A 23,946-nucleotide genomic window follows, 5' to 3' on the forward strand; every position below is an offset into this window, starting at 1 on the left:
GGCGGTATCAGGAGGTATATAGATACATCTTGTTTCCTATCATCTCACAGTTTCCGGATTGCGGAAATACCCCGCACGCCTTTCGGACGGAAGAAAGGCAACCGGATTTCCCTTTAATATTGTTCTTACGTGTACAGGGGTCGGTTGACAAAATACCAAGGGGGTCTACAATTGAAACCAAGTCCAAACGATTTCAGCCGCTTTGGGCGCATCCGGAAAAATCCGACCGGACCCCGGAACTTGAGTTAATATCGGGGTTCCAAAATTAACCTGAGATGTTTATACTGAAATGACGAGACCGTTCAACGATCAACCCGTTGAAGTGCTGATTGAAAAAAATTTGAGTGCCGACGGCACCTCGCTTGACCTTCATGTGAAATACATTGGAGACGAGGGAGTCAAAACGCTGGCACAGGACCAGCGATTGAAAAACCTGAAGCAACTGAATCTGGAGAGGAATGAACTCACCGTCGAAGGGATTCGCGCGCTGGCGGAGTCGCCCGTTCTCACGCAGTTGACCTGGCTTCACCTGGAGCGCAACGATTTGGATGACCAGTCCGTCCAGCTTCTCGCGGGGTCGGCAAATTTTTCGCACCTGAAACAGTTGAATTTGTGGAAGAACAAGGTGGGACCGGAAGGAGCCAAAGCCATTGCCGAGTCCCTCCATTTGTCCGGGCTGGAGGTGCTGGACCTGGCCCAGAACCGAATCGGCGATGAGGGGGCACGCGCCCTCGCCGCGTCGATGACGCTGACGGACCTCAAGTACCTCGATCTGTTCGGCAACGGCCTGACGGAGGAGGGCCAGACGGCCATCAAACAATCGGAGACGTTCGCCAAAGTCAAAGATCTGATCCTGGCTTGAAACTCTCCGCAGGAGGGGACAAATGCTTACCTGCCAAAGTGTATCAGCTCGTGGATGGTGTTCAGGTTGGATGGGAGCAATTTTGCTGGGTATGGTGATTTTGGGGGGCGCGGTTCTACAGCCCGTCCCGGCACTTTCAGCCAACGTCTATGAGGAAGTGGCCCAGCGGGATTCGGACATGGAAGTGACCGATGCGTCCAAAGAGGCGCAGGAAAAACTGGATGGGGCCACAAGCGGTATCACTGGCGTATTTCAGGACATCAAAAATTTCTTCGTGGATACCTGGACGGGTTTCGACAACTGGATGAAAGCCCTGTTCGGGTTCGATCGTGGCGAAGGCTCGGAGGCCTTCTTTGGCACCATCATTTATGCCTTCCTGATTTTGGTTTTTCTGTTTGTCGGCAAGTTCATCTACAATATTTTTTCCGGCCTGTTCAAGTACCGGGGTGGCCGTTCGGGGGAGCGTTGATGCCCCATTTGGACCTGCCCGTACATGCCGAGGTCAGGGCCTGGCCGGCCTCCAGCCGCCCTCACTGAGACGCACCGCGCGATCCCCTGATTTTTTAAGAAACGCTCGCACCCGCCTCATGGCACTTTCGTAATTCTTTTCTGAAAATTGAGTGTGTCCCGGCCCCTGGTATCGCCGTGAAAAAACGGACAGCCTCTGCGCCGTGCGCAGCCGGAATTGGCTTTCGTAAAACACCGCCTCTCTCTCCGTCACCCCCGTGATGGGTGGCGCCTTCCCCACCCGCGCCAGGAGTAAATTGAGAAACGATTCGTCCGTTTCGCGTTTGAGCGGCGGCACCAGCACCGCATCGGAATGTTCCAGCATGCGGTTGTCGTCGGTGACCGCAGGCGCTTTCTTCCAGATTGGATTCAACGCATCGTTCCCCGAGATGTAGAAATCCATGAAGTCGATGAAACTGTAGAGACCGATGTCCTCTGCCAGGGATTTCAGGCTCTGGTTTTGGCTCACGGCATCGAAACGCCTTTTATCGAGCTTCAAGGGGTGCTCCGTCCCGACCAGCAGGACGATTCGGGTGAGAAAACTGTTCCAAACGGAGACGTGCGGGAATTCGGCTTGGAAAGTGTTCAATATGGCCCGGGCGTCCTCAGGTGTCACCAGGTGCAGGGGCAGCCACTGCATCATGATGCCGCCGCGTTTCAGGCGGGCTCGCGCCTCAGCGTAAAATTCCCTCGAATACAGGTTGTTCACTCCTGCCTGCACCGGCGACATGGGCTCAAGGGTAATGACGTCGTACCGGCGATCGGTCCAGCGGATGAAGCGGCGCGCATCCTGAATGTGAATGTCCACATTGGGTTTGTCGAGGACGTGGTGGTTCCAGCGCTCAAACCAGTGCGCCATGCCGAGTACGTTTCGGTCGATCTCCACTCCGTCCACGCTCACCCCGGGAAACGCCGCCACGGTACCCAGGGTGTTTCCCGTGCCGAAGCACATGACCAGCGCATCTTTCGGGTCGGGATGCAACAGCATGGGAACCAGTCCCATCGCCTGCATGTAAGCACTGCCGCCAAGGGAGTCGGACGCGGTGGCGGTACTGAATCCATCCACGTACAACGTGCGTCCGCCGCTTCGCGTATCCTCCACCACACTCAACGTGGAGAAGTCGCCTTCCTCGTAGTCGAGGAGTTTCAGTTTGCCGGATGGGGTGTCGATTTCAATGCGCGCCAGGTTGCCCTCACCCGGTGTGTGGGTGGAGGCCATTGGAGGAGACACGGCCCAGACGGCTCCCAGCAGAAATGCGGCGGTGGCGTAACCCGTGACAAAGCGTTTCAGCGTTTTCCCGCTGTGCCACGTCCACGCGGTGACGGCCAGGAAGAGCAGACCCCCGAACAGGGCGAACAACGACCCCCGGATGCCGAGCAGGGGCACGAAAAGGAACGGCGTCAACACCGTACCGGCAATTGCACCCACGGTGTTCACCGCGTAGCTGTTGCCCAGCGTGCGCTCGACCGTGCCGAACAGGTTGAAGTGAATGTGCCCGGCAAGTGGAAAGATCATGCCGAAGCCGAAAGTCGGCAGGATCATCAGGCCAAAGGCAACGAGTGACCGCATCCACAGGGTGCGGACAGCGGTGGCGTCCACGTCGTAAAACAGCCTGTCCAGTTCCTGCGTCCATACGGTGATGAAGTCCAATGCCGGTATGGCCAAAAGGCCCAGCGCGGCGACGGCGATCTCAACGGAAATGAATTTTGTGACCCAGTTTCCAGTGCCGAGTATTTTTTCGGCGACGAGACTGCCAAGACCGATTCCGAACAGGAACGTTGCCAGGATGATGGCGAAGGAGTAAAGAGAGTGGCCGAGCGGAAACAAGAGCACGCGCGTCCATAAAATTTCGCTCGACAGCGCCACCATGCCGGAAAAGAAAAACAGAAAGAGCAGCAGCCACGCGAGACCGCGGTTGGGAGGAGATTCGGTTTTTGATTTCGCCGATCCGGATTGTTTCTGCAAGGACGGGGTGTGCTGTTTCCGGTCGGGGGTTTCATCCGCCCGCCACAACCAGCACACGGCGAATATCAAAAGGTTCAGCGCCACGGCCGAGTACAGGGTGCCCTCGATTCCCAGAAAGCGGGTGCCGCCGAATTGCGTGTACAGCACGCCGCCCATGGCGCCCAGCGTATTGATGCCGTAGAGCACCGAAAGGTCGGTGAATATCCGGTCCTGCCGGTCCCCGATGCGCCAACGCCCGATCACCGGCAGCGTCGCGCCCATCATGAACGTTGCGGGCAGCATCAGCAGGGTGCAAAGCACAAACTCCCAGAAATGGAGGAGCGTGTCCGATCCCAGTGAGAGGGCCAGCAACAGCGGATAACCCACCTCGACGAGGTGCAACAGGAACGGAAACCCCAGGGCGTAGAGGCCGATGGTTCCTTCCAGTACGCCGTAAAGGCGCACCAGCCGGACGGGTTTGTCGGTGAAACGCTGAAGTATGCGTGCACCGCCCCATGCACCCATTGCAAGCCCCGCCATGAACGCGCACAGCACCGCGCTGATGGCGTACAGCGTGCCACCAATGAGAAGCGTGATCTGCTTGATCCAGAGCAGTTCGTAGGTCAGGCTGGTCCAGCCGGACAAAAACAGGCAGCCGAAAAGGATCGCGCCCCGGGATCGAATAGGATTCCAACGCATTGAAAGGATTGCCCCAAAGTAGGCAGTGATTCTCACATAATCGTTGAAGGGAGTCAAGGCCGACAGCCTCACCCGGGGCAGGGCAGGAGGGCAGCGTCCCCCGTTCGGGGCTTTATTCTTGCCACCGCGCATCCGGTCTGGTAAAAACGAACGTCCCTCCTCACGGACCGGGAATCCAATCTGGCCCGGCACCTTTTGGCGGCTTCTTGCCTGCCTCGTCCCGGAGTGATACCCTTTTTCACAATCAGACATTTCCACCGCCTGGTGGGCCGATTCCGGTCGGTTTAACTTTTTTGAATTTGTAAGGAAGAATACGGATGTGGGTTTCTTTGTTTAAGAAATGGACCGTGCCTGCGGTTTTGGTGTGGATGGTTGCAGCCCTGCCCGCAATGGCGCAGCCAAAATATTTTAAAGGCGATGTCACCGGCGACATGAACCTGCCGGATGTGGTGGCCCGGGTGAATGGCGTGGACCTGGAGTCCAAGTACATCCGGTTCGAGCTCAACCGCATGCTGAAGGACCGGGAAGAGGCGGTGCCGCTGGACCAGCGTGAACGCCTGGCGCTCGATATTCTTGACCGGGAGATCAACCGCGAATTGATCTACAAGGAAGGCGGAAAATCGGGGTACACCGTTGATTCCGAACTGGTGTCGGAACAGTTCAGCAAGTTGAAGGAAAACTACGAATCGGAAGAGGCTTTCCAAAAAGCGCTTGAGGCCCGTGGACTGACTGAAGCGGACATCAAGAAATCGATCGAAGTCGATCTCACCGCCAACAGCCTTCTGCGTGATCAGGTGAAAGGCAAGATCGTCATCACCGATCAGCAGGTGGAACATTTTTACGAGCAGAGGAAAAACGTGTTCCAGCGGCCGGAGGCGTACCGCGCCCAGCATATTTTTGTGCCGCTCATTCCCGTGGATGTCATTGAGGCAACCCCCATTGAGCAGTTGAAGGCGGACAGGGAAAAATACATTGCCGAGGCACGCAAAAAAATTGAAACGGTTTACGAGAAGGTGAAGGCAGGTGCAGATTTTTCGGAGCTCGCACGCGCGCATTCGGAAGATGTGGGCAGTGCCGATAAGGGCGGTGACCTGGATTTCATATACAAGGGCGTGTTCGACCCGGAAATCGACGAAGCGGTCTCCAGGCTCAAAATTGGAGAGGTGAGCGGCATCGTCAAAAGCAAGTACGGATTTCATATTCTCAAACTCAATGAAACCAAACCCGCAGAAAATGTGCCGCTGGAGGAGGTCAGGTCCTCCATCCAGAATTACCTGTTCACCAGCGAGGCGGAAAAAGTGATCGCGCGCTACATCGACAGCCTGCGTAAAAAAGCCGACATCCAGGTTTTCTACCAGCCCGCGGGGTGAGGAATAGCCCTTCTACGGGTCGGAAAGCCTGTGCTAGAATGTGGGCTTCTTGACAGGTAAATCTGGAATCGGCGCGGGGCAGATCCGCCAACGCCCTGCGGTCTACATAACGATCACCCAAACATTTCAAACCCTCTGGCAATTCAAGGAGTAACATCATGGCCACCTACACCAAACCGGAAGACGTTCAATCCACCGTGGAGGACGATCCGCAGGCGCGTAAGGCGCTGGAAGAGGTGTTTTCGAACACCGCCCGCTGGGATGCGGGTTTCAAGGGCTTCACCGCAGATGTGACGGTCAACATCAACGGCAAGGAAGAGAAGGGCACCGTCACCGTGAAAGGCCCGAAGGAAATCGAGCTCAGCCTCACAGACGAGAGCATGAAGGAATTCGCCTCGGAAAACCTGGCGTCCATCGCCATGCACCGCGGACCGCGCTCGTTCGATCAGTCTGACGGCAAGTACAAGCTGACCTTTGGCGACGACGGCACGCATCCCATGGGCCGCGCCGTGGTCATGGGCGGAGACGGCATGAGTTCGTTCTACCGCATCAAGGAAGGCCGTATCCGGCAGATCAACCGCAAAACGCCGCACGTTGTGTTTTCGATCAACATCGAAGACAGTGTTAAGAACGAGGAAGACAAGTTCCTGACCCGCAACTACACGGTTTACTATTTCAATCCGAAGGACAACTCGATCAAGAACGTCGAGAGTTACACCGACGACTACACCCGTGTCGGCAATTACGACCTGCCGCAACGGCGCCGGGTGATCGACGTGCAGAACAGCGAGGTGGTGGTCAGCACCATGACCCTGGAAAACCACAAGACGCTGTAATCGTTTTTTACCGAAACGTAAAAACCCGGTGGGGGATGTCCCCGCCGGGTTTTTTTTTATGGTTTAAGGGCTTTGGGGGGTCAGGCCTTTGCCGCCAGCACGGCGTCTTCGCACCGTGTGCCCGCAGGCACGGTGACTCCATCGCCCAGGACCGACCGGGTCACCTGCGCATCCGCCTCCAGTGTGACGCCCTGCCAGCAGATCGTGTTGTTCACGGTCACGTTTTCCCCGATCACACAGCCGTCGCCCAATACCGTGTACGGACCCAGCCGCGCGCTTGCGGCGATGGTGCAGTCGTTACCGATGTGCACCGGCGGGATGATCGTGGCGCGGCCGGGATCGGCGGACGCCTCCGGCAGTCGCCAGCGTGCCGTTCCGTCCAGAAGGTCGCGGTGGACGCGGTGGTAGCTGGCCGGCTGGCCGATATCGATCCAGTAGTCCTCGTGAATGTAGCCATATACCGGCAGGCCCTCTTCGATCATCTGCGGAAACACGTCGGTGGTGGTGCCGGAGAACACGCCCTCCGCCATGTAATCGAAGACCCGCGGGCCCATGATCTGGATGCCGGTGAAAGTGTAGCGGTGATCCGTTTCCGGCGTGCTTTTGGATGGCACGCCGGGCATGTGCACGATGCGTCCGCCGTCGTCGATTTGGATGGGGTCGCAGGTTTCCGGCGAGTCGCCTTCCTTGAGCACCAGCGTCAGTACCGCTTTTTTTTCTTCATGGAACGCCCGCACGCGCGTGAGGTCGATGTCGGCGAACACATCAGAGTTCATCACCAGAAACGGCGCACCGTCCAGGAACTTCTGTGCTTTCTTGATACCCCCGGCGGTGCCGAGGATGGCTTCCTCTTTCGACCAGTTGATGTGCACGCCGAAGCCGCCACCCTCGCGGAAATACGCGGTCACTTGGTCCGGCAGGTGGTGCAGGTTGATGGTCAGGTCGTTGATGCCCTGACCGCGCAGGAGTTCGAGGGTGTGTTCCAGCATGGGTCGGTTCATCACCGGAACCATGGGTTTCGGGGTATGGAGGGTGAGCGGTCTCAGCCGCGTGCCGAAGCCCGCCGCCAGGATCATCGCCTTCATGATGGCCCGGCTAGCGCCTTCAGCGATTCGGTGTACGGGGGACGCGCGATGCCGCGTTCGGTGATGATGGCGGTGACGAACTCGTTCGGCGTCACGTCGAACGCCGGGTGCGAGGCGTCCACGCCTTCCGGTGCGATGCGTTGCTTGTTCAGCGTCACCACTTCCTCCGCACTGCGTTCCTCGATGGGGATGGCGTCGCCGGAAGCCAGCGTGAGATCGAGCGTCGAGACCGGTGCGGCGACGTAGAACGGGATGCCGTGCTGGCGCGCCATCACCGCCACCATGTAGGTGCCGATCTTGTTGGCGACGTCGCCGTTGGCGGCAATGCGGTCGGCCCCCACCACCACCACGTCGATCTCTTTCTTTTTCATGAAATGTCCGCACATGTTGTCGGTGATGAGTTTGACCGGGATGTTGTCTTCCTTGAGTTCCCACGCCGTCAGCCGCGCGCCCTGCAGGAATGGCCTCGTTTCGTTGGCGAGCACGCGCACGTTCTTGCCCGCGTTCACCGCCGCGCGCACCACGCCGAGTGCGGTGCCGAATCCCGCCGTGGCCAGCGCTCCGGCGTTGCAGTGGGTGAGGATGGTGCTGTTGTCCTCGATGAGCGACTGGCCGAAGCCGCCCATCTTTTCGTTGGTGGCGATGTCTTCGTGGTAGACCGCCATTGCTTCCTGCTTGAGCCGTTGCTTGAGGTCGGAGACGGACAGGTGGCTGTGTGCTTTGGTCACTGTCAGCATGCGGTCGATAGCCCATTTCAGGTTCACCGCCGTCGGTCGCGCCTGTCCAAGCCGTTCGCATTTTTGTTCCAGTTGAGCGAGAAACGCGTTGAAATCGGCGGCATCGGTGACGTTGGCACCGAGGCTGATGCCCATGGCCGCGGCCACGCCGATGGCCGGTGCACCACGGATGATCATGCCGCGGATGGCCTCGCCGACGTCTTCTATCGTTTTGCAGTCCACAAAAACGGTTTCAGCGGGCAGTCGGGTCTGGTCGATCATCCTGACCACCCCGTCGAGATATTCAATTGTTTTGACCATGTTGAAAACCAGTATGAGTGAATGAAATCAGGTCAGGTGCGGTTTCAGTTTTTCGTGGAACGCCGTTTCATCCATGCCGTTCACCTGGATCACCTTGTTGCGGGAGGTGGAACCGCTGACGATGGACAGCATTGACGGGGCCATGCCGAGTGTTTTTCCCAGCAGTTTCAGGCAGGCTTTATTCGCCGCGCCTTCCACCGGTGGTGACGTGAGCCGGATCTTCAACGCTCCGTCATGAACTCCCACGATTTCGTTTCGCGCCGCCCGGGGTTGAATCGTAACAGAAAACGTGAGGCCGTGGTCATTCTTTTTGACGGGAAGGGACATGGGAAAGACCCTGTAGGCGGCCAGTCAGGCTCACCTCAAACGGATTCGGTGCGCCGCCGGGGTCACTGCAATTGCATGGCCAGCATGCGGAGCGACGTCACCAGGAACTCCTGCAGGAACACGATGCCGAGCAGGATGATGATCGGCGAAAAATCGATACCCATGCCGCCGCCCATGCCGATCCAGTTGCGCACGCGGTTCATCAGGGGATCGGTCATCGCGTGCAGGAACTGCACGATGGGGTTGTAGGGATCGGGGTTCACCCACGACAGCAGTGCGCGGATGATGACGATCCACATGTACAGGTTGAGCGCGATGCCCAACACGGTGGCGGTGGCGTTGATGAATTCGGCTAGAATAAACACGGACGGATGCGGTGGTTCCCGGTTGCCGGCAGGCGGTAAACGGGCGGAGAAAATTACGGTTTCGGTTTCGTTGTCAACCTGCCTTAACCTATCCGAAAACCCCTGTCATGTCAACACGACCCGTGTTTCGGCACTTTTCCCTTTTCAGTCAATTCCGAAAACGTTTATAGTGGATTCGCCAACCGCATGACGCGAATTGTTTAGGATGGAAAGTCATGGATAAAAGCAAACGCGCCCGCGTGAAAGAACTGCTGACAAAGGGCGAGCCGCGCGACGACGTCATTGTCGAAGGGTGGGTGAAAACCCGCCGCGATTCCAAGGGCGGCTTTTCGTTTCTGGAGGTCAACGACGGCTCCTGCCAGAAAAACATCCAGGCCATCGTCGATCACTCGCTCGACGCGTACAAACAAAACGAAAAGAAACTCCATACCGGAAGCTGTGTCGGGGTGCGCGGCAAGCTGGTTGCCTCTCAGGGCAAGGGGCAGTCGGTGGAAATCCAGGCGGGCGAGCTGTGGGTGTACGGCGGCGCTGACCCGGAAACCTATCCCCTCCAGAAGAAATACCATTCGCTGGAGTTCCTGCGCGAGATCGCCCACCTGCGGCCTCGCACCAACACCATCGGCGCGGTCATGCGGGTGAGAAACCGACTTGCGTTTTCCATCCACCGCTTCTTCCAGGACCATGGCTTCGTGTACCTGCACACGCCGATCATCACCACCAGCGACTGCGAGGGCGCGGGCGAGATGTTCCAGGTGACGACCCTCGACCTCAACCAGGTGCCCAAGGACAACGGGCAGGTGAACTACGGCGAGGATTTTTTCGGGCGCAAGGCCAACCTCACGGTCAGCGGACAACTGGAAGGCGAGATCTACGCCATGGCGCTGTCGCTCATCTACACCTTCGGGCCGACGTTCCGGGCGGAAAATTCCAACACCAGCCGGCACCTCGCGGAGTTCTGGATGGTGGAACCGGAGATGGCGTTCTACGACCTGGATGACGACATGGACCTCGCGGAAAAATTCATCCAGTACCTGTTCAAGGACGTGCTGGAGGAATGCTCCGAGGACCTGGAGTTTTTCAACAGCCGCATCGACAAGCACCTGATCGAAACACTGACGCACGTGGCGGAAAACCGGTTCGAACGCATTCCGTATTCTGACGCCGTTCACCTGCTGGAGAAGAGCAATGAAAAGTTCACCTACTCGGTGGAGTGGGGTTGCAACCTGCAGGCGGAGCACGAGAGGTACCTCGCCGAAAAGCATTTCAAGAAGCCGGTGATCATTTACAACTACCCGGAGTCGATCAAGCCGTTTTATATGAAACTCAACGACGACGGCGAGACGGTGCGTGCGATGGACGTTCTGTTGCCGAGACTGGGCGAGATCATCGGCGGCAGCCAGCGCGAGGACGACCTGGATACGCTGCAGAGACGTATAAAGGAAAAGGGACTCGATCCGGAGGAATACTGGTGGTACCTGGACCTGCGGCGCTTCGGCAGTGCGCCGCACAGCGGCTTCGGGCTTGGATTCGAGCGGCTCGTGCAGTTCGTCAGCGGTGTCGAGAACATCCGCGATGTCATACCCTTTCCCCGTACCCCCAAGCATGCCGGGTTTTGACGTCCGCCTGCATCATTCCCGTTCCAGAAGCACCGCCGTCTCCACGTGTTGCGTCTGCGGAAACATGTCGATCACTTTGATGGCGCTCACAGTGTAGCCCTGCAGGAGTGCGAGGTCCCGCGCCAGCGTGGCCGGGTTGCATGATACGTAGACGATGCGGTCCGGTTTCATCTCCAGAATCCCCGCCACCACTTCCGGCGAACAGCCTTTGCGCGGAGGATCGAGGACTACTGTCTTCACCGACGCCAGTTCCTCTTTAAGCTGAAACGCCCTCTCCAGTGGCAGGTTCCAGAACCGGCAGGAGGTGAGCCCGTTCAGCCGGGCGCTTTGTTCCGCGTCTTCGATGTTCGAGGCGGCGGAGTCGATGCCCACCACCTCGCACCCCGCCTTGGCCAGCCACAGGCTGATGCCGCCGTTGCCGCAGTAGGCATCGAGCACCTGGCCGCCGGTACCCTCCACCCAGCTCTGAACGATGCCGTAGAGTTTGACCGACTGGTACGGGTTAACCTGGAAGAACGACGGCAGGGACAGATGAAACTCGAGTTCGCCCAGTTTCTCGCGAAAAAAATCCTGCCCCCAAAGCGTGGTGTTTTCGTGGCCGAGGATGACGTTGGTCTTGGCGCGGTTGATGTTGTGCACGATGCCCCGGATGCCGAATTTTTTTAGAACGGTCTCATCGGTCAGGTCGTCCATGAACTTGCGCGAGAACTCGCCGTGGGTGGTGACCAGCCCCACCAGCGACTCGCCCGTGGCCGCCGAATACCGCACCACCAGCCCGCGCAGGAATCCGGTGTGACGCCGTTCGTTGTAAATCGACAGGCTGTGACTTTCGATCAATCCCCGCAACCATTCCTTGATGGCGGTGATCGGTTCCATCAGCGTGTGACATTCGACGTGATCGACCACGTGGTGCGTGCCCTGGCGGTAAAAGCCGATCGACGGTTTCTTGCCGCGTTTTTCGACGGCGTAGTTGGCCTTGTTGCGGTAGTGCAGTGGTGGATCGGCGGGAACAGGTTCGATTTCCACCGTGATGTTCAACCCCCCGATATGCCCCAGCGCGTCCTGTACCTGCCGGACCTTGAACCCCATTTGTTTTGCGTAATCCCAGTCCTGGATTTTGCATCCGCCGCATTCCGGAAACACCGCGCACGGCGCATCCACCCGGTCGGGCGTCGAATGGAGTCGTTTGATGACTCGCGTCACCCCGAAGCGTTTCGTGGTTTTGGTGACCCGCGCTTTCACCCGGTCCTGCGGAAGGGTGTGGGGCACAAACAAGGTGTAGCCATGGTGGTGGGTGACGCCGTCGCCGCTCGATGCCAGCGATTCAACTTCCAGTTCCACGTCGTCGCCGACGTGCACCGGGATTTCCAGTTTCTGTTTGGCCAAGGTGTGCTCCATGTGAGAAAGGTTTGCGATCATACTACCGCAAAGCCCGCCGCGTCAAAAATGGATTCAATCGGCAGGGTGAAGGGAGTACAATCGGGCGCATGGAACACCATCTATGCATCATTGGCGCCATCCGGGAAGAGATTGCGGGCATCAAGGGCCGCATGCGCATTGACGAATCGTTGAAGCTGAACGGCGCCTCGGCGTTCATCGGCACGTGGGAGGGGTTTCGTCTTGTGCTGGTGCGGTCGGGTGTTGGGCGCAGGCGTGCCGCCAAAGCGTTTCAACAGGTGTGCGACCATTTTCCTCTCGTTCAGGTGATTTCCATTGGCTTTGCCGGGGGGCTCGATCCCGCCTTGCAGGTCGGAGACCTGTTGATCGCCGATACCATCACGATGGTTTGCGACGGCGCGGCGGTGACCACCGAATCGATGGCCATCCCCGTGGCGCTGGTGAACCAGGCGATGGTGGTGGCCTGCCCGGAGGGGGCAACCGCCTACCAGGGAACCCTGGTGACAGTGGACGACGTCGTCAGCCACCCCGACGACAAAAAAAAGCTGGGGCAAACGCACGGTGCGCTGGGGGTGGATATGGAAACCTTCGAACTGGCCAAAGAAGCCGAGCGGCGCGACGTCCCGTTTTTGTCCGTGCGCGCGATCACCGACACTGCGGGGCAGACGTTGATGAACTGCTCGCATCTGGTCGATGACGACGGCAATGTCTCGACCCTCAAAGCCGGGTGGCACGTGCTGACGCATCCCGGCGACCTCACCGGCATGATCGAACTCGGCAAACACGCCCGCCTTGCCACCGCCCACCTGACGTCTTATTTAAAAGAATACCTGCATTGCCTGAAATGATATTTCCAAAGGAGCGAACGCGAATGTTGCGATGGATGAGTTGTGCGCTGTTTTCATTAGCCCTTTTGCTTCCGGGGTCCACTGATGCCCGGGAATTACGCCAGCCGTGGCAGATATTGATCGATTCCGTCACCTACCTGCGCGGTCTGCCGGAGGTGGCATGGGTCCGTGCTGAAGGGCACCATGTGATGATCGGCTGGACCGACCCGCCGCGCCGTTTCCGCGCCATCAACCTCACTGCCGCGAAATACGCCAGCCGCGCCCTTCCGAAAGATGAGGTGCACATCGTCAGCCTGCGCGCCAATCAGACCGATTGGCATCCGGGCAGTGACGAATCCTCCCTCTGCACCACCGCCGCAATCAAAGGCGAAATCATCGAGACCAATTGTTAGACAGGGGAACGCGCGGAGACGCGTGGTTTGCCACCGGGAAGGAACCGCTTCCCCTTTCTGTCAGGGAGTGAATACCTGGTGGTACTGGCTGCCGCCGCCACCGGGGTTGGGTCCGCCGGTGATCAGGTGGATGGACCCGTTCACCACCGCCGAGCCCAGGCCGTGGCAGGGGTTGGGCATGGGTTTGTAGGTTTTCCAGGTGTTGGTGCCGGGATCGTAGGCCTCGTTCTTGTCGAAAGTGCCCTTGGTGGCTTCGCCGCCGAATACGAAAATCCTTCCATTCACCGCCTGCGAGGTGATGCCGCTCCGTCTGGTGGGGAGCGGCGCCAGCCTCTCCCATTGGCCGGTTTTCGGGTCGAACGCCTCGTTGAGGTCGAGGTTGTTGCCGAAATCGACGTCGATGCGTCCGCCCAGCGCATAGAGTTTGCCGTCCACGACAGAGACGGTCAGGTGATCGCGCGGCGTCGGGATATCGGCCGCTTCCGTCCACGTGTCGGTGGCCGGATCGTACACCTCGTGCGCGCCGGTGTTCTTGAGCCGGAAGAATTTCCTGAACGCGCCGCCCACTGCATGAACCTTTCCGTCGATCACCCCCGCCCCCAGCGCGCCACGTTCCGTGGGCATCGGCGCCTTTTCCGTCCACCCATTTGACTGAGGGTCGTACTCGTAAATTGTGTCCACCGGCGACCACATTCCCGTGGCGAATCCGCCGACGACGTAAATCTTCCCATTCACCGTCACCGCCGCGACATGGTGCAGGGCGCGAGGCAGGGGCGCGGCTTCCGACCATCCGCCGCTTGCCGGATCGTACACCTCGACTTTTTCAGCGATACCTTCCGGCGTGAAGCCGCCGATCACGTAAATTTTTTGGTTGAGGGTGACGACGCCGACTTCGGTGCGCGGCGTCGGGGTGGGGGTCAGGACTTTCCAGCTTCCTTCCTGTGCAAGTGAAGCGGAGGGACCTGCGGCAAAGATCAGGGCGCATCCCAGAAAAAACAGGAGCGATTGAAGTTTCATCCCACACCTCCGGGGGAGAAAGGGAAGAAGGCGGCGGTTTTAAGTAAGCCGCAGGGCGTCGAGCTGCCTGATCTGGTCGAGGAGTGCCGGAAGCGTGTCCAGCCTCAGCATGTTGGGTCCATCCGACGGCGCGGTGTCGGGGTCCGGATGCACTTCCATGAACAGCATGTCGCAACCCACGGCCACTGCGCCGCGTGTGAGGTGCGGCACCAGGTCGCGCTGTCCGCCGGAGGTCGTGCCCTGTCCGCCGGGCAACTGCAAACTGTGTGTGCAGTCGAAGCAGACCGGAAACCCCAGTTCGCGCATCAGCACGAGAGAACGCATGTCCACGACAAGGTTGTTGTAACCGAACATGAAGCCGCGTTCGGTGAGTACGATATTTTCGTTACCGGTTTCCCTGACCTTATCGACAACATTTTTCATGTCCCACGGTGCCAGGAACTGGCCTTTTTTCACGTTGATGGGCTTGCCGGTTTTGGCCGTCTTCACCACCAGGTCCGTCTGCCGGCAGAGGAACGCCGGAATCTGCAACACGTCCAGCACTTCGGCGGCGGGATCGACCTCCTCTTCCTTGTGCACGTCGGAGAGGACCGGCACGCCGAGTTCGGTCTTCACTTTGTTCAGGATGCGCAGGCCTTCATCGAGGCCCGGTCCACGGAACGATTTGTACGACGAGCGGTTGGCCTTGTCGTAGGACGATTTGTATATGAACGGGATGCCCGCCCTGGAGAAGACCTCCTGTAACTGCTCGGCGGTTTCCATGGCGTGTTTTTCGGATTCGATGACACACGGGCCTGCGATGACGGCCAGCGGGTGACCGTTGCCGACCGCGATGGGACCGATGTGCACTTCCTGCGTTTTCAGACTGGATTCCATAAATAAAAATTTCTAGTGCGAGGTTGCTTGTGATTTCGTTGCCAATTCAGGGAAGGGGCAGGGGGTGCGGCGTTTCCGGGCGCGACTGCAACCCGTCGGGCGCGAGGTAGCCGTAGGCGATCTCCCGAACCTTCTCGTTGTTGGTCGCGGTGAAAATGTTCTCGAACCCCATTTCCCGGTACGGTCCCAATTCCACCTTCTGGTCCGCGTGCTGGACCATCAGGATGAAATGGAGGTTCCGGTCCTTCTTCTTCACCCGCTCCAGCGCCTTCAGGTCCGTCTGCCCTTTGCGGATGACGTAAATCAGCAGGTCGCACTGGATCGGCGTGCGTTTGCCGAAGGCGTTGGCCAGGCTGACGAAGCTCATGATGGTGAAGCTCTCCTGCTTGAGAAACTTGGCCAGCTGGAGGCGCTCGAACTTGACCGGATCGACAATGAAAATGGTTTTGTAATCCATGAGTAATACCTGTGTTTCCAATCGGTTCAGTGTAACACCAAACATCCGGCCCGTTGAACCAATTTTCCCAAACGCCCGTTTTGGCCTGTTTGGACGCGGCTTTTCGGTTTGACTTTGTTCCGGCGGTCTGAAAAAATATTTGTAATCAATCCTTTATCCCGTGCTCCCTATGTACTGGAAACAATGGATGGCGGTGTTCGGATGCGGTCTCCTGCTGGCGGCGGGCGGAGCGCTGGCCGAGGACACCGAAACCCAGCAAGCGCCGCCAGAGACCTCGACCCAGAGCACCTCCTCGGGCCGGGTCGTGGTCATCAACATTGCGGGAGCCATCAACCCCGTTTCCGCCGACTACACCAGCAGACACATCCAGGCCGCCAATGACGAGGGCGCGGCGCTGGTGGTCCTGCAGATGGACACCCCGGGCGGACTCGACACCGCCATGCGGCAGATCATCAAGGCCATCCAGGCCTCGGATGTGCCGGTAGCCACTTATGTAGCGCCCAGCGGATCGCGCGCCGCCTCGGCGGGCACGTTCATCACCATCGCTTCCCATATCGCCGCCATGGCGCCGGGCACCAACATCGGTGCGGCACACCCGGTCAACCTGATGGGTGGCGGCCAGCAGGATGACAAGCAGGGGAAACCTTCACCGATGGAAGAGAAGGTGGTCAACGACGCTTCGGCGTACATCCGCTCGCTCGCCGAAAAACGCGGCCGCAACGCCTACTGGGCGGAGAAGGCCGTTCGGCAGAGCCAGTCCATTTCCGCCGAGGAGGCGGAGAAGCTGGGCGTGATCGATCTCGTGGCCGGGAGCCTCGATGCGCTCCTGCTGGCCATCGATGGGCGCGAGGTGAAACTCGACAACGGGCGCACGGTGACGCTCGACACCAAAAACAAACCTCTCGCCCATCGCGAGATGACGCCGCGCGAACAGATCCTCGACGTCATCTCCAATCCCAATGTCGCCTACATCCTGATGATGATCGGCATGGTGGGGCTGTACTTTGAGTTGTCGAACCCCGGGCTCATCCTGCCCGGCATCCTGGGCGGCATCAGCATGATCCTCGCCCTCTACGCCATGCAGACCCTGCCCATCAACTACGCGGGATTGCTTTTGATCCTTCTCGGTGGCATTTTGTTCGTCGTCGAACTCAACGTGCCAACGTTCGGCCTGTTGACGGCGGGCGGCACGGTGTCGCTGTTGCTGGGATCGATCATGCTGATCGACAGCGACGACCCGGCGATGCAGATTTCGAAGACGGTGCTGATCCCGACGTTCGTCGTCTCGGTGATGGTGACCGCAGGCGCGGTGTGGCTGGCCACGCGCTCCGCCGGACTCAAGGCGGTGAGCGGGCACGAGGGGCTCATCGGCGAGCACGGCACGGCGTACTCGAAGCTCAACCCGAAAGGCCGGGTGCTGGTGCACGGGGAAATCTGGCAGGCGGTGTGCGACGGCACCATCAAGAAGGGCGATCCGGTGGTGGTGGAAGCGCTCGACGGCCTCACGGTGCGGGTCAAAAAATCCGGTTGATGCGTTGATGAAAGGAAAGCGTATTTTCGAGACGGCGGCGGCAATCCTGGCGATCCTCGTGTTCTACGCGGTGGTGCTGGTCAGTTGCGAGAACAAGATCATCTATCACCCGCAAACGTACCCGGACGGGGAGTGGGACGCGGCGGACGGCATGCCGGTGGAGGACGTGTGGTTCACCGCGTCCGACGGCACCAGACTGCACGGCTGGTACTTTCCCGCCACCGAAGCGCGCGCGACCCTGCTGTTCTTCCACGGCAACGCGGGCAACCTGACGCACCGCGTGGACAACATCCAGCGCCTCACCCCGCTCGGTCTCAATGTGTTCATCTTCGATTACCGCGGCTACGGCAAAAGCGAAGGCGCGCCGGACGAGGCGGGCATTCTGCAAGACGCGCAGGCGGCGTACGACACGCTGGTTAAGGAACGCAAAGTGCCGCCGGATACGGTGATCCTGTTCGGCAGGTCGCTGGGTGCGGCGTTCGCCACCGACGTGGCCCACCGCAACCCGGCGGCGGCGCTGATCCTCGAGGCGGCGTTCACCAGCGCGCGCGACATGGCAGGCGCGATGTTCCCCGTCCTGCCCATCGGCTGGGCCATCCGTTCGAAGCTGAACGCGGTGGACAAGGTCCCGGACATCACCATCCCGAAGCTCATCATCCACGGCACCGGCGACGAAGTTGTGCCGTACAAACTGGGACGCAAGCTGTACGACGCGGCGGCGGAGCCGAAAGCGTTTTACGATCTGCCCGGCGCGGGGCACAACAACACCTACCGCCTGGGCGGGCAGGCATACTTCGACCGCATCCACCGTTTCGTCGATGAGGCGCTGGCGGAGGGCAAACCGAAACTTTCAAACAAGCAGACTCCATGAAAAAAATCTGGATGGTATGGATGGCGGCGGCGGTCTGGATGCTGGGCGGACTCGCCGCCTGCGGCAACGAAGCGACCAGCCACCTGCACGAGGCGGCGAAGATCGGCGCGGTCGGCATGATGGACAAGCTGATCGAGCAGGGCGAGGACATCAACGTCAAGGACGCGTTCCACCGCACGCCCCTGCACTGGGCCGTGGCGCGGGGTCACGTTGAGGCGGTGCGGTACCTCGTCGATCACAAGGCCAACGTCAACGCCCGCGACCGCGAGGGCTTCACGCCGCTCCACCTCGCCACGCAGTTGGGCGAACCGGCGATGGCGCGCCTGCTCATCGAGAACGGAGCGGACCTGGAATTGAAAGAGAACTCGTGGCAGAAAACGCCGCTTCATTTCGTGGCGCAGTTCGGCACCGAAAACCTGGCGAAGCTGTTCGTCGAGAAGGGCGCGAACGTGAACGTGCGCGACGGGCTGGAGCTGACGCCGCTGCATTACGCGTCCTTGAGTGGACAGCAGGGCGTCGTCACCCTGCTGGTCGATCACGGAGCCGACGTTCACGCGCGGGGGCAGGACCCCTTCACCCGCCAGCCGGACACCACGCCGATGCAACTCGCCTTCGACCCGCAGATGCGCCTCCTCCTGAAATCCCTGGGCGCGAAGGAGTGAGCCCCCGCATTGCCCACTTGTACGGGTCCCGTGGATGTTTTATGATGCCTTCCTTTGGTTTTTATTTACGGAACAGGTGAATGGCGACACGGGCGGGGGCTAAAGAAAAAGAACTGCGGCGGGAGATCCTGAAGGCGGTCAAGCGCGTGGTGATCAAGATCGGCAGCGGCGTGATCAGCGATCACGAATCGGGCCGCACCGCGCTCGAACGGGGCTTGAGCGAAAAACGCATCCGCAGTTACGCCCGGCGCATCAAACACATCACCGACCTCGGCGTCGAGGTCATCGTCGTGTCTTCCGGCGCCATCATGGCCGGCCGCCAGCGCCTCAACCTGGTGCGCTCCACCCTCGACATTCCGGAAAAACAGGCCTGTGCCGCCATCGGCCAGAGCCACCTCATGCGCACCTACGAACATTATTTCGACAAGCAGGGCCTGAAAGTGGCGCAGATCCTGCTCGGCCACGACGACCTCGAGCACCGCAAACGCTTCTTGAACGCCAAGCACACCATCGAGGCTCTTTTGGAGCGCGGCGTCATCCCCATCGTCAACGAAAACGATTCGGTGACGGTCGATGAAATCAAGATCGGCGACAACGACACGCTGTCGGCGAACGTCGCCTGCATGGCGGGGGCGCAGTTGCTGATCATTCTGTCGGACGTGGACGGCCTGTTCGACGGGGACCCCGCCCGCGCGCGCAAAAACGCGGCGGACGCGCCGAAGCTGATCTCGCATGTGGACCGCATCACCGCGGACATCGAACAACTCGCGGGCAAAAGCCGGAACCCGCTTTCCGTCGGCGGCATGTACACGAAGGTGCTGGCGGCGAAAAAGACCATGAGCTTCGGCATCCCCACGTTGGTGGTCAACGGGCTGGATGGTAAGATACTGGACAGGATCTTCGCCGGGGCGGCGGTGGGCACGCTGTTCTGGTCGGGAAAGACAAAGATCCGCGACCGCAAGCACTGGATTGCCCACACGCTGAAACCGGCGGGCACGCTGACCGTCGATGCCGGGGCCTGCAAGGCCATCATCGAGCGCGGCAAAAGCCTGCTGCCGGCGGGGGTGGTGAAGGTCGAGGGCGCGTTCGAGTTCGGTGCCTCGGTGCGCATCGTGTCGGACGGCAACGAGATCGCCCGCGGTCTGGTCAATTACAGCGCCGGGGCGCTCGACCGCATCAAGGGCATGAAGACCCCGGCAATCCGCAACCTCGTCGGTACCGATTTCTACGAAGAAGTCGTGCACCGCGACGACCTGGTGGTGCTTTAATCATGGCGAAATGGTGGGAAAAGGAACCGGTCCGCTTCGAATGCCAGCAGGGGTGTTTCAAGTGCTGCATGAAACCCGGCGTGGTGTATTTCGATTCCGACGACGTCCACCGCGCGGCGGACTATGTGGGGCTGAACCCGAGCGAGTTCCGCAAAAAGTACCGCCTGCGCAAGTTCGAGGGCTACTGGGAGATGGAAGTGAAGGAGGGGTCTGCCTGCACCTTCCTCACCATGCAGGGCTGTTCCATCCACCCGGCGAAACCGAAACAGTGCAGTGCCTACCCGTTCTGGAAGGAACACCTCGACTCCAAAAACTACTGGACCCTGGTCGGGGGGTTCTGTCCCGGCATCAACGAAGGCCCGCCCGTTCCCGCTAAAGAGATCAAGCAATACCTGCGGAATTTCCGCCTCTAGCCTGCATTTCCCGCTGTCCCGAAAGCGGTTGACATTGCCCCGGCGCGGACCGATAATAACTTCCCGGTCAAAACTCTGAGACCAACCCCGCACGACCGGCCTTGCCAGCCTGTGCTCGATTCCATTAAACCGACAAAGAAGGGACCATCATGCCTGTTTCCGTAGTGGTGGGTATGCAGTGGGGCGATGAGGGTAAAGGGAAAATCATCGACCTGTTCTCCGAAGAAGCCGACGTCGTCGCCCGTTACCAGGGAGGCCACAACGCCGGCCACACCATCTGCTTTGGCGACCAGAAGTTCATCCTGCACCTCATCCCGTCCGGTATTTTCCACAAGGGCAAGCTGTGTGTCATCGGCAACGGCGTGGTGATCGATCCCAAGGCGCTGGTGGAAGAGATCGGCATGCTCAAAAAGGCGGGGTTCGAGTTCGACGACAAGCTGGTGATCAGCGACCGCGCGAACATCATCCTGCCGTACCACATGGTGTCCGACCAGAACAAGGAGAGCACCTCCGGCGACCGCAAGATCGGCACCACCGGTCGGGGCATCGGTCCGTCCTACGCCGACAAGGTGGCCCGCGCGGGACTGCGCCTGTGCGATTTCCTGGACGAGGCGATCCTGAAAGACACCATGCGCGCCAACTACGAGGAAAAGAAAAAAATCCTCAAGAACCTGTACGGTTGCGACCTGCAGGATTTTGAAAAGCTGTACGACGACCTGCTCGGTTACCGCCAGGTCATCCTCAAATACATCAACGACACACAGAGCATTCTGCGCAAAGAGATCGCGGCGGGTCACAAGGTTCTGTGCGAAGGCGCGCAGGGCACCATGCTGGACGTGGACCATGGCACCTATCCGTTCGTCACCTCGTCCAACGCCACCTCCGGCGGCGCGTGCACGGGGCTCGGCATCCCGCCGAACAAGATCACCCGCGTCATCGGCGTGATCAAGGCGTACACCACGCGCGTCGGCGAAGGCCCGTTCCCGACGGAACTGACCGACGAATTCGGCGAGCAGTTGCGCAAGAACGGCGACGAGTTCGGCTCGACCACCGGGCGGCCTCGTCGCTGCGGCTGGTTCGACGCGGTGGTGGCGAAGTACGCGGTGGAACTGAACGGCATCGACGCGGTGGCTCTGACCAAGATCGACGTGCTCGACACGTTCGACACCGTCAAAGTCTGCACCGGTTACTCGCACAAGGGCAGGGTGCTGGAAAGCATGCCCGCCTGCCCGCGCGTGCTGGAGGAATGCGAGCCGGTGTATACTGAGTTTCCGGGCTGGAAGCAGAAAACCTCCGGCGTGCGTTGCTTCAGTGATCTGCCGGACAACGCCAAGCGTTACATCGACGGCCTGCAGAAACTGCTGGACGTGGAAATGCTGATGATCTCCACCGGGCCGCACCGCGACCACACCATTTCGCAGGGCGCACTGTTTTAATTCTTCGCATCGAGGTGGGCGATGAAGATTGAAGTTGCCGACAACGTTGCCGAATTCCTGAACGAGCGGGGCCGGTCCGACCTGACCATTGAGGTCGAAGACCTGGAAACGCCGTGTTGCGTCGGCAGGCTTCCTGAGATGCGGGTCCGGCACCAGCCGCCGCTCGATCCCACCGGTTACCGTCATTTCGAGGCGGGCGGCATCACCCTCCATTTATCAAAGCTTCTGCACACCGGCGACACCGTGCGGGTGTACGTTTCCGGCATTGGCCCCTTCAATAAGATCGAAGTCTCTGGCATCCACCTCATTTTGTAATTTATAATAAAGCTCAATTATGAATGTCGTTTTCCCCGGTCGATAACCCGGGGTTTGTAAAGGCGTTATGCTGACCTGGACCATACTCATTGGCGCGTGCCTGTTTTTCTATTTCGCCGGTTACCGGTATTACGCCGGGCGGCTGGACCGGGACGTGGTGCGCCCGGATGCGGGATCGCACACCCCTGCGGTGACGGAGAACGACGGCGTCGATTACGTGCCCAGCAAACCGATGGTGCTGTTCGGCCACAATTTCGCCTCCATCGCCGGGGCGGGGCCGGTGATCGGGCCCATCATCGCCATGCACCATTTCGGCTGGGCGCTGACCCTGGTGTGGGTGCTGGTCGGCAACGTGTTCATCGGTGCGGTGCACGACTACCTGACGCTGATGATGTCGGTGAGAAACCGTGGCCGCTCGGTGGCGGACATCGCTGAATCCACCATGGGCTCGCGCGCCAAATCGGTGTTCGCGCTGTTTCTCGTGCTGGCGATGTTGCTGGTTATCGCCGTGTTCGGCGTGGTGGCGGCGAAGACCTTGATCGCGCAACCGGAGATGGTCATTCCCACCTTCGCCATCATCCCCATCAGCATGATCCTGGGCTGGTTCATCTATAAAAAAGGCGGCAACCTGACCGCCGCGTCGATTGTGGCCGTGCTGGCACTCGTCGCAAGCATTTATGCCGGATTCAAACTGCCCCTGCCGCTAGAAGGCGACGTGCTCGGTCTGTCGCCCCTGATGTTCTGGTTCGTCCTGCTCATGATCTACGCCGCCGTGGCGTCGGTGCTCCCCGTCCACGTTCTCCTGCAACCGCGCGATTACCTCTCGACGTACGTGCTGTTCGGCAGCATGTCGCTCGGCATCCTGGCGTTGCTGTGGGTGGCGCCCGGACTCAACACGCCTGCGTACATGGGCGGGTTTTCGCAGGAGCAGGGGCCGGTATGGCCGATGCTGTTCGTGCTGGTGGCGTGCGGTGCGGTGTCCGGATTCCACTCCCTCGTCGCCGGAGGCACGGTGTCGAAACAACTGGCGAGTGAATCACAGGGCCGCCTCATCAGTTACGGCGGCATGCTGACGGAAGGCGTGGTCGCCGTGGTCACGGTGTTGCTGGTCGGCGGCGGGTTGTACTGGGTGGCGCCTGCGGGCGGCGGCGTCGATATGGCCGAGCTCGGTTTCCGTGAAACATTGAAGGCCGGGGGCTGGATCCACGCCTTCGGCCACGGTTACGGCAACGTGGTCCACCAGATGCTGCCGTTTCTCAGCTTCACGCTGGCGTCGATGATCGCCGTGCTGGCGCTCAACACCTTTGTCATGACGACTTTGGACACGGCGGTGCGCATCACGCGTTTCATCGTGCAGGAGTCGCTGGGCCAGCGCGTGCCGGTATTCCTCAACAAATACGTCACCACGGCGGGCGTCATCGCCATCGCGTTTGTGATCGGCGCGAGCGACGGCTGGCAGAAAATCTGGCCCATCTTCGGCGCGACCAACCAGTTGATCGCCGCCGTCGCGCTGTTCGTCATCGCGACCTACCTCATCGGCGTCAAGCGGCCGACCGCTTATGCGCTGTATCCGGCGGTGTTCATGGTGATCACGACCATTGGCGCGTTGTCGTGGCAGGCCTACCGGTTTTTCACCGCGCCGGAGCCGCACCTGTTTCTGGGGACGGCGGCGCTGGTGCTCATCGGGCTCGCCCTGTTTGTCGGGCATGAGGGATTGCAGGCCTTGAAAGGCCGCAAAATCAGCACCGAACCCGCCCCCAGCGAGGCGTGAGGAGGGCCGGATCCGGGTTTCCCCGGGGCTGCCTGCGGTGTG

The 23,946-nt window shown here is 59.9% G+C and carries 24 protein-coding genes; 15 read left to right on the forward strand and 9 right to left on the reverse strand.

All coding sequences use genetic code 11. The annotated features are described in order from the left end of the window. The first annotated feature begins 289 nt into the window (after nt 1–289). Nucleotides 290–862 carry a hypothetical protein gene (locus ACTRW9_RS05320; protein WP_442427188.1) on the forward strand — a complete coding sequence of 191 codons (573 nt, stop codon included), beginning with the start codon at nt 290–292 and terminating at the stop codon, nt 860–862. A 91-nt stretch (nt 863–953) separates the two neighbouring features. Next, nucleotides 954–1,331 (forward strand): hypothetical protein, encoded by a 378-nt coding sequence (locus ACTRW9_RS05325; protein WP_442428564.1) that lies wholly within the window; start codon nt 954–956, stop codon nt 1,329–1,331. Between the two features lie 33 nt (nt 1,332–1,364). Here ACTRW9_RS05325 and ACTRW9_RS05330 read toward each other — a convergent pair whose 3' ends face one another. Further along, on the reverse strand, nt 1,365–4,013 hold the full coding sequence (locus ACTRW9_RS05330; protein ID WP_442428565.1) for a fused MFS/spermidine synthase: 2,649 nt from the start codon (nt 4,011–4,013) through the stop codon (nt 1,365–1,367). Nucleotides 4,014–4,330: 317 nt separating this feature from the next. Between ACTRW9_RS05330 and ACTRW9_RS05335 the strand changes: the two genes are divergently transcribed. Continuing rightward, nucleotides 4,331–5,383: a peptidylprolyl isomerase gene (locus ACTRW9_RS05335; RefSeq protein WP_442428566.1), complete on the forward strand. Its 1,053-nt coding sequence runs from the start codon at nt 4,331–4,333 to the stop codon at nt 5,381–5,383. 158 nt (nt 5,384–5,541) lie between these two features. Beyond that, nucleotides 5,542–6,219, forward strand: a complete 678-nt coding sequence (locus ACTRW9_RS05340) for a DUF3386 family protein (RefSeq protein WP_442428567.1) — start codon at nt 5,542–5,544, stop codon at nt 6,217–6,219. Between the two features lie 80 nt (nt 6,220–6,299). Here ACTRW9_RS05340 and ACTRW9_RS05345 read toward each other — a convergent pair whose 3' ends face one another. From ACTRW9_RS05345 to ACTRW9_RS05360, 4 genes are all read right to left on the reverse strand, one after another. Then, nucleotides 6,300–7,304, reverse strand: a complete 1,005-nt coding sequence (locus ACTRW9_RS05345; RefSeq protein ID WP_442428568.1) for a sugar phosphate nucleotidyltransferase — start codon at nt 7,302–7,304, stop codon at nt 6,300–6,302. Continuing rightward, nucleotides 7,301–8,341, reverse strand: coding sequence for an S-methyl-5-thioribose-1-phosphate isomerase (gene mtnA, locus ACTRW9_RS05350; protein ID WP_442428569.1), 1,041 nt, complete (start codon nt 8,339–8,341; stop codon nt 7,301–7,303). Before mtnA ends, ACTRW9_RS05345 begins: the two co-directional genes overlap by 4 nt. A 27-nt stretch (nt 8,342–8,368) precedes the next feature. Further along, nucleotides 8,369–8,668: a DUF167 domain-containing protein gene (locus ACTRW9_RS05355; protein WP_442427181.1), complete on the reverse strand. Its 300-nt coding sequence runs from the start codon at nt 8,666–8,668 to the stop codon at nt 8,369–8,371. A 62-nt stretch (nt 8,669–8,730) separates the two neighbouring features. After that, complete coding sequence (locus ACTRW9_RS05360; protein ID WP_005005617.1) at nt 8,731–9,033, reverse strand: YggT family protein; 303 nt, start codon at nt 9,031–9,033, stop codon at nt 8,731–8,733. A 215-nt stretch (nt 9,034–9,248) separates the two neighbouring features. Here ACTRW9_RS05360 and asnS point away from each other — a divergent pair, with 215 nt between their 5' ends. Beyond that, on the forward strand, nt 9,249–10,649 hold the full coding sequence (asnS, locus tag ACTRW9_RS05365) for an asparagine--tRNA ligase (protein WP_442427180.1): 1,401 nt from the start codon (nt 9,249–9,251) through the stop codon (nt 10,647–10,649). Between the two features lie 12 nt (nt 10,650–10,661). On the opposite strand, the gene rlmD is transcribed toward asnS, so the two are convergent. After that, nucleotides 10,662–12,035 (reverse strand): 23S rRNA (uracil(1939)-C(5))-methyltransferase RlmD, encoded by a 1,374-nt coding sequence (gene rlmD, locus ACTRW9_RS05370; protein WP_442428570.1) that lies wholly within the window; start codon nt 12,033–12,035, stop codon nt 10,662–10,664. 101 nt (nt 12,036–12,136) lie between these two features. Here rlmD and ACTRW9_RS05375 point away from each other — a divergent pair, with 101 nt between their 5' ends. After that, entirely contained in the window at nt 12,137–12,895 is a 759-nt protein-coding gene (locus tag ACTRW9_RS05375) for a phosphorylase family protein (protein WP_442428571.1), read from the forward strand. A gap of 23 nt (nt 12,896–12,918) precedes the next feature. Beyond that, a complete protein-coding gene (locus tag ACTRW9_RS05380; RefSeq protein WP_442428572.1) occupies nt 12,919–13,287 on the forward strand; it encodes a hypothetical protein in 369 nt (122 codons plus the stop codon). Nucleotides 13,288–13,347: 60 nt separating this feature from the next. On the opposite strand, the gene ACTRW9_RS05385 is transcribed toward ACTRW9_RS05380, so the two are convergent. Genes ACTRW9_RS05385 through ACTRW9_RS05395 form a run of 3 tightly spaced genes read right to left on the reverse strand, consistent with a single transcriptional unit; the run spans nt 13,348 to nt 15,637 of the window. Further along, a complete protein-coding gene (locus ACTRW9_RS05385) occupies nt 13,348–14,304 on the reverse strand; it encodes a Kelch repeat-containing protein (RefSeq protein ID WP_442428573.1) in 957 nt (318 codons plus the stop codon). 39 nt (nt 14,305–14,343) lie between these two features. Beyond that, the gene (kdsA, locus tag ACTRW9_RS05390; protein ID WP_442428574.1) at nt 14,344–15,180 is read right to left on the reverse strand and encodes a 3-deoxy-8-phosphooctulonate synthase; all 837 of its coding nucleotides are present in this window, start codon (nt 15,178–15,180) and stop codon (nt 14,344–14,346) included. A 46-nt stretch (nt 15,181–15,226) separates the two neighbouring features. Then, entirely contained in the window at nt 15,227–15,637 is a 411-nt protein-coding gene (locus tag ACTRW9_RS05395) for a hypothetical protein (protein ID WP_442427174.1), read from the reverse strand. 169 nt (nt 15,638–15,806) lie between these two features. On the opposite strand from ACTRW9_RS05395, the gene ACTRW9_RS05400 reads away from it, so the two are divergent. The 8 genes from ACTRW9_RS05400 (at nt 15,807) to ACTRW9_RS05435 (ending at nt 23,904) form a co-directional block, all read left to right on the forward strand. Beyond that, a complete protein-coding gene (locus ACTRW9_RS05400) occupies nt 15,807–17,168 on the forward strand; it encodes an NfeD family protein (RefSeq protein ID WP_442428575.1) in 1,362 nt (453 codons plus the stop codon). A gap of 7 nt (nt 17,169–17,175) precedes the next feature. Further along, the gene (locus ACTRW9_RS05405; RefSeq protein WP_442428576.1) at nt 17,176–18,039 is read left to right on the forward strand and encodes an alpha/beta hydrolase; all 864 of its coding nucleotides are present in this window, start codon (nt 17,176–17,178) and stop codon (nt 18,037–18,039) included. Further along, complete coding sequence (locus ACTRW9_RS05410) at nt 18,036–18,701, forward strand: ankyrin repeat domain-containing protein (RefSeq protein ID WP_442428577.1); 666 nt, start codon at nt 18,036–18,038, stop codon at nt 18,699–18,701. The genes ACTRW9_RS05405 and ACTRW9_RS05410 overlap by 4 nt, the downstream gene beginning before the upstream one ends. 113 nt (nt 18,702–18,814) lie before the next feature. Beyond that, nucleotides 18,815–19,969: a glutamate 5-kinase gene (proB, locus tag ACTRW9_RS05415; protein WP_442428992.1), complete on the forward strand. Its 1,155-nt coding sequence runs from the start codon at nt 18,815–18,817 to the stop codon at nt 19,967–19,969. A gap of 2 nt (nt 19,970–19,971) precedes the next feature. Next, the gene (locus ACTRW9_RS05420) at nt 19,972–20,382 is read left to right on the forward strand and encodes a YkgJ family cysteine cluster protein (protein ID WP_442428578.1); all 411 of its coding nucleotides are present in this window, start codon (nt 19,972–19,974) and stop codon (nt 20,380–20,382) included. Between the two features lie 149 nt (nt 20,383–20,531). Then, a complete protein-coding gene (locus tag ACTRW9_RS05425) occupies nt 20,532–21,818 on the forward strand; it encodes an adenylosuccinate synthase (protein ID WP_442427169.1) in 1,287 nt (428 codons plus the stop codon). A 21-nt stretch (nt 21,819–21,839) separates the two neighbouring features. After that, nucleotides 21,840–22,133: a hypothetical protein gene (locus ACTRW9_RS05430; protein WP_442428579.1), complete on the forward strand. Its 294-nt coding sequence runs from the start codon at nt 21,840–21,842 to the stop codon at nt 22,131–22,133. A 67-nt stretch (nt 22,134–22,200) separates the two neighbouring features. Beyond that, complete coding sequence (locus ACTRW9_RS05435) at nt 22,201–23,904, forward strand: carbon starvation CstA family protein (RefSeq protein WP_442427167.1); 1,704 nt, start codon at nt 22,201–22,203, stop codon at nt 23,902–23,904. The last annotated feature ends 42 nt before the right edge of the window (nt 23,905–23,946 follow it).

The organism is Nitrospina sp. 32_T5 (genome assembly GCF_052156635.1).
GTDB lineage: Bacteria > Nitrospinota > Nitrospinia > Nitrospinales > Nitrospinaceae > Nitrospina.